Origin of the sequence: Actinomyces sp. ZJ308 (assembly GCF_011752065.1) — a bacterium.
Taxonomy (GTDB): domain Bacteria; phylum Actinomycetota; class Actinomycetes; order Actinomycetales; family Actinomycetaceae; genus Actinomyces.
Window position 1 is genome coordinate 17,772 of the sequence record NZ_JAAIJY010000031.1, and the last position, 9,311, is coordinate 27,082.

The following is a 9,311-nucleotide window of genomic DNA, read 5'->3' on the forward strand; positions in this document are numbered from 1 at the left end:
GGGTGCATGTCGCTCGCAGCCGCGGGCGCCGTGCTGGTACAGCCGGCGCACCTGCGGCCGGGCATCAGGACTGATCCTTCCCGCTTCGGCAGGGGCGAGCAAGTAGACAGGTGAACGCGTGTTCAGTTCAACTCGGAGGTACCGACCGGGCGGTACAGCCGCTCTCGGCTACCATCCGCGCCGCTCGTTCCTCGCGCCGCTCCCGCCAGCCCCGCCACGCCTTCGAGCACCTATCCCGCCCGGTCTGTTTCGTTCCGTGGTGCGTTCAGGCCCCCTCCAGGAGGGAGCGGGCGGTGCTCTCGTCGGTGACGAGGGCGGACAGGTAGCCCCCGCGCAGGGTCGCGCGCATGGCCTCGACCTTGTCCCGCCCCGCGGCCACACCGATGACCAGGGGGATCTCGCTGAGCCGGGAGGGGTCCAGGCACAGGGTGCGGTCGCACAGGGCCGTGCGCACGTGGTTGCCCGCGGCGTCCAGGTGGTGCCCGCAGACGTGGGCGACGACGTTCTTGCGTCGGCACTCGCGCATGACGGCGGGCGTCATCCAGCGGCGCAGCAGCGGGCTGCTCGTCGTCTCCCCGACGGCGCCGACGCCGGTGAGCGCCACGTCGCTGCGGGCGGCGAGCTCCAGGGTGGTGGCCACCCGCTCCTCGCTGCGCACCGCACGGGCATTCTTCAGGGAGTCGAAGACGAGGGGGACCGGCAGCGAGCGGTAGTGGCCGCCCAGCCGCAGGGCCAGGTTGCGGCAGATGTCCGGGCCGTCCTCGAGGAGGAAGGACTCCCCGGCCGAGCCCAGCATCGCCACCGTCGTCGACTCCGGCCAGACGCGCTCGGGCAGGTGGTGGACGACGGCGCCCACGGCTCGGCCGTTGGACACGGCGATGACGCTGCGGGGACCGCAGTGCTCCAGGAGCAGGTCACCGCACACCCGGGCGACCTCGGCTCCCGGGCCGCTGGCGCCGTCGGCGCGGTCCTCGGCCACCCGCGCCTCCTTGAGCCCGAAGGTCCGCGTGAGCCGCTCCTCCAGGGCCATGAGCCGCTCGATGGGGTGGGAGACGGTGACGGTGACGACCCCGTGCCGGCGGGCCTCGGCGAGCATGCGCGAGACCGTGGGGCGCGAGTAGCCCATCCTGCTGGCGATCCGCGCCTGGTCGAGGTCCTCGTCCCAGTAGAGGCGGGCCACCTCCAGCAGCAGCGAGGCCCGCTCCCGAGTCAGCTGTGCACACATGCGTTCAGGTTATCCAATCGTGATCGTCTGATCTCTTGTCCTGACAACGATTCTCCCGAAACCCGCCCGTCAGTTGCACCGTCAATCTGAACATCCGTTCATCGCTCGCCTTCGGCGTCGGTACCCGTCTCCGTAGCGTGACCGATGTGGGCAGGGCGCAGTGGTCCTCAGTGGTCCCAAGTGGTCCCAAGTGGCCCGGCTGCCGGTCACCTGCCATCTGTCCGCCGTCACCCGCCCGGAACCCGTCTGGAGGAGAAGACCCTATGGGCATCGTCCGCACCATCCACGGCGACGTCGACCCCGCGAGCCTCGGAGTCGTCAACGCCCACGACCACCTCATCCGCGTCGGCGCGGGGGAGGTCTACCTCGATCCCGACCACCTCCTCATCGACGAGGACAAGGCGGTCCAGGAGGCCACCTCCTTCGTCGAGGCCTCCAAGCGCTTCGCACCCAGCGCCACCATCGTCGACATGTGCCCGGCCTCCTCGGGACGCGGCGTGCTCCTGCTGCGCGACGTCGTCGACCGCGTCCCGGACCTGCAGGTCATCCAGGCCACCGGCTTCCACCAGCAGAAGGTCTACCTGGAGTGGCGCCAGTCCTGGGTCAACCAGTACACGGTCACCGAGATCGCCGACCTGCTCATCGCCGACGTCGTCGAGGGCGTCGATGAGCACGACTACATGGGCCCGCTGGTCAAGCGCACCGACATCAGGGCCGGCTGCATCAAGTGGGCCACCGCCTACGGCCGGATCACCGACTGGGAGGTCAAGACCGGCAAGGCCGTCGCCATCGCCTCCAAGGAGACCGGCGCCCCCGTCAACACCCACGTCACCGCCGGCACCTGCGGACCCGAGCAGGCCCGCTTCCTCATCGAGCAGGGAGTCGCCCCGGAGAGGATCGCCATCGGCCACATCCAGCGCAACTGGGACCCGTGGGTTCACGAGCAGATCGTCGCCACCGGCGCCTACGTCGAGCTCGACGGCACCAACCGCATCAAGTACGTGCCCGACAACGCCCGGGTCGAGCTCATCAAGACCCTGGGCGCCAAGGGCTACGGCAAGCAGGTCCTCCTGGGCACCGACTCGGGCAAGGCCTCCTACCAGAAGGCCTACGGGTCGGTCTCCGGCATCGACTACGACCCGGCCGTCTTCTGCCCCCGCCTCATCGAGGACGAGGGCGTCGACCCCGCCTACGTCCAGGACCTCCTGGTGGGCAACGCCGCCACCTTCTTCGCCTTCGAGCCCCTGGCCGGATGAGAGGAGAGGAGACGCCATCATGCCCCAGCAGCCCGCAGCCCCCAGGCTCCAGATAGCCCTGGACACCCTCGACCTGCCCAGCGCGCTCGGCCCCCTCCAGCAGGCGGCCGCGCACGTCGACGTCATCGAGTGCGGCACCATCCTCATCCTGTGCGAGGGCTTCCACGCCGTGCGTGCCATCCGCGCCCTCTTCCCGGACAAGCAGATCCTCGCCGACGTGCGCATCGCCGAGGCCGGCTCCAAGATCGCCCGCCTCGCCTTCGAGGCCGGCGCCGACCTCGTCTCCTGCGTGGCCGGCGCCTCCATGTCCACGATCCGCCAGGTGTGCCGGGTGGCCGACGAGCTCGGCGGCGAGGTCCAGGTCGAGCTGGCCGACGAGTGGTTCGACGCCGAACGGGCCCGCGCCTGGCGGCGGGCCGGCGTCGAGCACGTCATCGTCAAGCGCTCCCGCGACCGCGAGGCCGGCGGCGACCTGTCCTGGAAGGACGAGGACATCGACCGGGTCGACGAGCTGGCCGCCATGGGCTTCACCGTCACCATCACCGGCGGCGTAAGCCCCGCCGACCTGCCCGCCTTCGCCGGGCGGAGCGTCGGCATCGTCATCGCCGGACGGGCGATCGTCGCCGCCGAGGACCCCGCCGCCGCGGCCGCCGAGCTGCGCACCACCCTGGAGGAGGTGTGGACATGAGCCCCGACGCCGCGCAAGCAGAGGCGGCCCGCACGGGCCAGGCAGCCGGCGGCGGGCTGGCCGCCGGAATCAGCCTGGGCATCTACGAGAAGGCGCTGCGCGTCGGACCGTTGAAGGGCTCCGCCAGCCGCGTGGACGGCGAGGCCTGGCGGACCTTCCTCGACCAGGTGCCCCGAGCGGGCTTCTCCTTCCTCGACCTGTCCATCGACGAGTCCCCCGAGCGGGAGGCCCGTCTGGACTGGGACGCCGGGCAGTGCCGTACCGTGCGCCGGGCCGCCGAGGCGGCCGGCACCTTCATCGGCGGGATCTGCCTGTCCCTGCACCGCCGGATCGGCCCGGGATCGTCAGACCCGGCCGTGCGCCGGCGCGCCCGCGAGGTCATGGCCCGCGGCCTGCGGGTCTGCCACGACCTGGGCGTGCCGGTCATCCAGCTCGCCGGCTACTACTGCTACTACGAGGACCCGAATCCCGACGCCGAGCGCTGGTACGCCCAGCTCCTGGCCGACGCCGTCCCCCTGGCCGCGCGCCTGGGCGTCGTCATGGGGATCGAGAACGTCGACGGCGACGACGTCACCTCCCTGACCAAGGCGATGCAGTTCGTCGACGCCGTCGACTCGCCCTACCTCCAGCTCTACCCCGACCTGGGCAACATCGCCGAGCAGGGCCTCGACCCCGGCGTCGAGCTCGCCGCCGGAGAAGGCCACATGGTGGCGATGCACGCCAAGGACGTGCGCCCCGGAGAGCCGCGCCGTGTGGAGATGGGCACCGGCGTCGTCGACTGGGACCGCTCCTTGGCGCTCCTGACCGCCCAGGGCTGGAGCGGCCGCCTCATGATCGAGATGTGGAATGACGACGCCCCGGACTCCCTGAGCCGCTGCGCCGCCGCCCGCGCCTTCATCGAGGACCGGGCCGCCTCGGCGGGCCTGCCCGTCGTGGCGCCGTAGGCACGCTCCCGCAGGAACCGGAACCCATCGCCTCCCGACACCTCATCATCCACCGGACCGCACAACCGCACCCGAACCACCACCCGAACCACGAGCGGCACCGCTGCCGCTGCTTAGGAGAATCGACAATGAGGTACGACCTGACAACCATTGGCGAGGGACAGATCCGGCTGACCTGCGAGCGCGGGGACCGCCTGGCCACCGCCCGGTCCCTGCGCATGACCGCCGCCGGCTCCGAGGCCAACGTCGCCGGGCTCCTGTCCGAGCTCGGCCGCGCCACCGCCTGGACCACCAAGCTGCCCCGCGGCGAGCTGGCCGACCGCATCGCCCTGGAGTACTCCGCCGTCGGCGTGGACATGAGCCACGTCGTCATGACCGACCGGGGCCGCGTCGCCCTCTACTTCCTCGAACCGGGCGAGTTCCCGCTGCCGGGCAAGGTCACCTACGACCGCGAGTACACGCCCTTCCGCAGCATCGTCCCCGAGGAGTTCGACTGGGACGCCCTGCTCGACACCCGCCTGGTCTTTCTCACCGGGATCACCGCGGCCCTGACCCCGGACACCGCCCGGGTGGTGCGCTACGTCGCCGACGCCGCGCGCGACCGGGGCGTCGACGTCGCCCTCGACGTCAACTTCCGCTCCCTGCTGTGGGACGGCGAGCAGGCCCGGGCCGTCCTGGAGCCGATCGCCAGGGGTGCCTCGATCCTGTTCTGCTCGCGCACCGACGCCGGGATCGTCTTCGGCATCCCGGGCCAGGGGGTGGAGGTGTGCCGGGCGCTGCGCGAGGAGATCGGCGCCCCCACGGTCGTGTCCACCGACGGGCGCGCCGGCACCTACCTGTCGACCGCCGCCGACGGCGAGAGCGTCTACGAGATCAAGTCGGTCCCCGTCGTCGACCGCCCCGGGGCGGGGGACTCCTTCGTGGCCGGGACCCTGCACGGCTGGCTCGACGGCGACGTGAACCGGGGCATCGAGATCGGCACCAAGGTGGCCTCCCTGGCCCTGACCCATCACGGAGACCTCACCCACGTGCGCCCCGCGGAGCTGCTCCAGGCGCAGGGTTCCGACATCGTCCGCTGACCGGCCGCGCGCCGGCCCCACCGTAGATTGGACCGCATATGAGTACCGCATCGGGCAGCGCAGCGCCGTCAGCAGCCGCCGCGAGCGCCCTGGAACAGATCGACTCCCGGCCCCTGACGGGCCACCAGCGAAGCATCATCGGGCTGGCGATCGTCGCCAACGTCTCGGAGTTCTTCGACATGTTCCTCATCGGCTTCGCCGTCGTCCAGCTCCAGAAGGAGTGGAGCCTGGGCGGCTTCGAGACCGGTGTCATCCTGGCCTGCTCCGGGCTGGGAACCGTCCTCGGCGCGATCCTGTGGGGCCGGGCCGCGGACAGGATGGGCCGACGACGCACCTTCTCCTGGTGCGTCCTGCTCTTCACCGTCTTCACCCTGGCCTCGGTGTTCACCCCCACAGGCTGGTGGGGCATGCTCGCCGTCCTGCGGGTGCTGGTCGGTATCGGCGTCGGAGGCCTCAACATCGTCTCCATCCCCTACGTCCAGGAGTTCGTCCCCACCAGGCAGCGCGGTATGCTGGCCGGGCTCGGCTCGGTGTTCATCCCGCTGGGCCTCTTCCTCGGCTCCCTGGCCCAGCGCGCCATGCACGACAACTGGCGCGGCCTCATCGCCCTGGGCGCGATCCCGATCCTGCTGCTGGCCTGGATCAGGATCGTTCCCGAGTCGCCCCGCTTCCTCCTCTCCCAGGGGCGCGAGCGCGAGGCGCGCGAGTCCATCGCCTGGGCCCTGGAGCTGAGCCCCGAGACCGTCGGCGCCCTGCCGCCGGTGGAGACCGAGCAGCGAATCGCCTACTCCGAGCTGCTGCGCAAGCACTTAAGGCCCCTGCTCATCGTCTCGATCGGCTCCTTCTGCTTCATCCTGGGCTCCTTCACCGTGCAGTCCTGGGGGCAGACGCTCCTGGAGGTCGGCTTCGACGACATCAACGCCGACACCGTGGGCACGCTCTTCATGGGCGTCTCCCTGGTGGACCTGCTCGGGCGCCTGGCCTCGGCCTGGCTCGCCGACCGGATCGGGCGGCGCTGGACGATGTTCTCCTTCGGCCTCATCGGGGCGGCGGGCGCGGTCATCGTGGCCTTCTCCGCCCACTGGGAGACCTCCTGGATCATCTTCTTCACCGGCATCTGCATCACCATGGGCTTCGGCGACGGAGCCTTCGGGATCCTCAACGCCTTCGGCGGCGAGCAGTTCCCCAACGACGCCCGAGGGACCGGGCTGGGCCTGGGCTACGGCCTGGGATCGAGCGCGAAGATCGTCGGCCCGCTGCTCATGGGAGCGATGATCGGCTCGGACAACCTCAAGGAGCTGGCCCACCCCCTGGCCTCCGTCTTCCCGGCCTTCCTGTTCTTCGCGGCCATGCTGGTCCTGGGCGGCTTCATCTACCTGCTGGCCCGCGAGACCAAGGGCGAGGTCCTCGAGGACATCTGAGCCCTGCGATGCGCAGGGTCCTCCGACGTCGTCGGAGCCGAGTCTGAACAGATGTGCGGGGTCCGGAACCTGGTTCCGGACCCCGCCTCCTTGAGCCCGGCCGGCTAGTGCTGGCCGTAGACGTGCTGGTACCGGTCGTTGAGACGATCCACCATGTCGGCCGGGATCGGCTTCACGTCGCCGAGCTGCTCGGCGATGCTCATCGTGCGGGCGACCTCCTCGCACATGACCGCGGCCTTGACGGCGTCGCGCGCGTCCTTGCCGACGGTGAAGGGGCCGTGGTTGGCCATGAGGACCGCCGGGGATCTGGAGCCCTCCAGGGTCTCCACGATGCCGCGGCCGATGGAGTCGTCACCGATGAGGGCGAAGGGCCCGATCGGGATGTCGCCTCCGAACTCGTCGCCCATCATGGTCAGGGCGCAGGGGATCGGCTCGCGGCGCGCGGCCCAGGCGGTGGCGTAGGGGGAGTGGGTGTGGACCACGGCGCCGACGTCGTCGCGGTGCCGGTAGACGTAGGCGTGGGCGGCCGTGTCGGAGGAGGGCGTCAGGGAGGCCGGCGTCCCGTCGTCGATCTTCTCCCCGTCGAGCGTGCACACCACCATCGTGTCCGCGGTCAGCTCGTCGTAGGAGACCCCGGAGGGCTTGATGACGAACAGGTCGGTCCTGACCGGCCCGTCGCCGCGGTCGACGACGACCCGCTCGGAGACGTTGCCGGCGGTCCACACCACCAGGCCCCAGCGGGGCAGCTCGGCGTGCAGGTCGGCCACTCGCCGCCGGGTGCTCGCCACCGCCTCGCGCAGCTGCTCGTCAAGGTCGGCCAGGATGATCCTCTCGCTCATGCGTGTGCTCCTTCATCGTCAGTGAAAGCTGGTCTCAGATAGCTGGTCTCACTGGCGATTCTTCGGAGCCGGTCCGCGGGCGTCACCACGACCGGTGCACGAATGTTCACACCGGCGCGCGGCACCCGCACCGGCGCCCGGGGACGGGGCCGGAGCGCCGAGTGGCTCCGGGCACCGCTGTTTTACTGATAGACGAATAAGTCCCGGATCGCCTATGAATGACGCTCGACGGTGAGATAATGACGACGGCCTCGAACCTTCACCGAGGAAGGAAGCACCATGACTCTGGTCGCCGGCGTCGACTCCTCGACGCAGTCCTGCAAGATCGTCATCCGGGACGCCGCCACCGGTGCCCTGATCCGCCGGGCCAGGGCCTCCCACCCCGATGGCACCGAGATCCACCCCGACCACTGGTGGAGCGCGCTGGGGGAGGTCATCGACGCCGTCGGCGGTCTCGACGACGTCTCGGCCCTGTCCGTCGGAGGCCAGCAGCACGGCATGGTCCTCCTCGACGCCGACGGGCGGGTCATCCGCCCCGCCCTCCTGTGGAACGACACTCGCAGTGCCGCAGCGGCTCGTGAGCTCATCGAGGACCTCGGCCAGGGCGATCAGTCCCGCGGCCGCCGGGCCTGGGCCGACGCCGTGGGCAGCGTCCCGGTGGCCTCCCTGACCGTGACCAAGCTGCGCTGGCTCGCCGACCACGAGCCGGACAACGCCGCCCGCATCGCCGCGATCTGCCTGCCCCACGACTGGCTCACCTGGCGGCTCTCCGCCGGCGGCGCGGCCCCCGCCGGCCGGCGCGACCTGGACGCGCTGGTCACTGACCGATCCGACGCCTCGGGCACCGGGTACTTCGACGCCGTGGCGAACACCTACCGCCGTGAACTGCTCGCCCTGGCCCTGCGGCGCAGCCCGCAGGAGGCGGCCGACATCATCCTGCCGCGGGTGGCAGGGCCGGCCCAGATCGCAGCGCGCGGTGGCGCGGACGTGGACGGGCGCGACCTGAGCCACCTGGTTCTGGGGCCCGGCTGCGGCGACAACGCCGGCGCCGCCCTCGGGCTGGGCCTGGAGGCGGGGCAGACGAGTCTGTCGCTGGGGACCAGCGGTGTTGTCGCAGCCGTCTCGTCGTCACCCACCCATGACGCCTCCGGACTGGTGACCGGGTTCGCCGACGCCACCGGTGCCTTCCTGCCACTGGCCTGCACCCTCAACGGAGCCCGGGTCCTGGATGCCGCCAAGACCGTCCTCGGCGTCAGTTACGAGGAGTTCGACGCGCTGGCCCTGTCCGCCGAGCCCGGCGCGGGCGGCCTGGTCCACGTCCCCTACCTCCAGGGCGAGCGCACCCCGGACCTGCCCGACGCCACCGGGATCCTCACCGGAATGACCCTGACGTCCCTGAGCCCGGCGAACTACGCGCGCGCCGCCGTCGAAGGTCTGCTGTGTCTCATGGGCGCCTGCATCGATGCGGTGCGCGCCCAGGGCGTCGACGTCTCCCGGGTCGCCATGGTCGGCGGCGGTGTGAGGTGGGCCAGTGCCAAGGAGCTGGCCCCCGCGGTCCTCGGCGTCCCCGTGGATGTGCCCGAGCCCGGCGAGTACGTCGCCGACGGCGCCGCCAGGCAGGCCGCCTGGGTTCTCAGCGGGGCGGAGGGAGCGGCACCGCCCGCTTGGGAGCTCGCCCCCGTCGAGCACCTGAGCGCCGACCCCCAGCCCGCCGTCCGGGCCGCCTATGACGCCGCGGCCGCCCTCGTGGCGCGCGAGCAGGGGACCTTCTAGCTCGACGGGGACATGTCGCGGGGGCGGGGGCCGGGATTAAGGAACCCGCCGCGCGCCACCGCCCCCGTCGGGCCGGGCGGGCCCGG

At 71.4% G+C, this 9,311-nt stretch carries 8 protein-coding genes; 6 read left to right on the plus strand and 2 right to left on the minus strand.

The window, feature by feature from the left end:
- Window positions 1-265 precede the first annotated feature (265 nt).
- Entirely contained in the window at window positions 266-1,225 is a 960-nt protein-coding gene (locus tag HCR68_RS11835; RefSeq protein ID WP_167149729.1) for a sugar-binding domain-containing protein, read from the minus strand.
- A 263-nt stretch (window positions 1,226-1,488) separates the two neighbouring features.
- Between HCR68_RS11835 and HCR68_RS11840 the strand changes: the two genes are divergently transcribed.
- From HCR68_RS11840 to HCR68_RS11860, 5 genes are all read left to right on the plus strand, one after another.
- Window positions 1,489-2,481, plus strand: a complete 993-nt coding sequence (locus HCR68_RS11840; RefSeq protein ID WP_167149731.1) for a phosphotriesterase-related protein — start codon at window positions 1,489-1,491, stop codon at window positions 2,479-2,481.
- Between the two features lie 19 nt (window positions 2,482-2,500).
- Entirely contained in the window at window positions 2,501-3,169 is a 669-nt protein-coding gene (locus HCR68_RS11845; protein ID WP_167149733.1) for an orotidine 5'-phosphate decarboxylase / HUMPS family protein, read from the plus strand.
- Window positions 3,166-4,113: an L-ribulose-5-phosphate 3-epimerase gene (locus tag HCR68_RS11850; protein WP_208320600.1), complete on the plus strand. Its 948-nt coding sequence runs from the start codon at window positions 3,166-3,168 to the stop codon at window positions 4,111-4,113. The genes HCR68_RS11845 and HCR68_RS11850 overlap by 4 nt, the downstream gene beginning before the upstream one ends.
- 128 nt (window positions 4,114-4,241) lie before the next feature.
- Window positions 4,242-5,192, plus strand: coding sequence for a sugar kinase (locus tag HCR68_RS11855; RefSeq protein ID WP_167149735.1), 951 nt, complete (start codon window positions 4,242-4,244; stop codon window positions 5,190-5,192).
- 38 nt (window positions 5,193-5,230) lie between these two features.
- A complete protein-coding gene (locus tag HCR68_RS11860; protein ID WP_167149737.1) occupies window positions 5,231-6,613 on the plus strand; it encodes an MFS transporter in 1,383 nt (460 codons plus the stop codon).
- A gap of 104 nt (window positions 6,614-6,717) precedes the next feature.
- Here the strand turns inward: HCR68_RS11860 and HCR68_RS11865 are convergent, their stop codons facing one another.
- A complete protein-coding gene (locus HCR68_RS11865; protein ID WP_167149739.1) occupies window positions 6,718-7,452 on the minus strand; it encodes an L-ribulose-5-phosphate 4-epimerase in 735 nt (244 codons plus the stop codon).
- 279 nt (window positions 7,453-7,731) lie between these two features.
- Between HCR68_RS11865 and HCR68_RS11870 the strand changes: the two genes are divergently transcribed.
- Entirely contained in the window at window positions 7,732-9,225 is a 1,494-nt protein-coding gene (locus HCR68_RS11870; protein ID WP_167149741.1) for an FGGY family carbohydrate kinase, read from the plus strand.
- Window positions 9,226-9,311 lie beyond the last annotated feature (86 nt).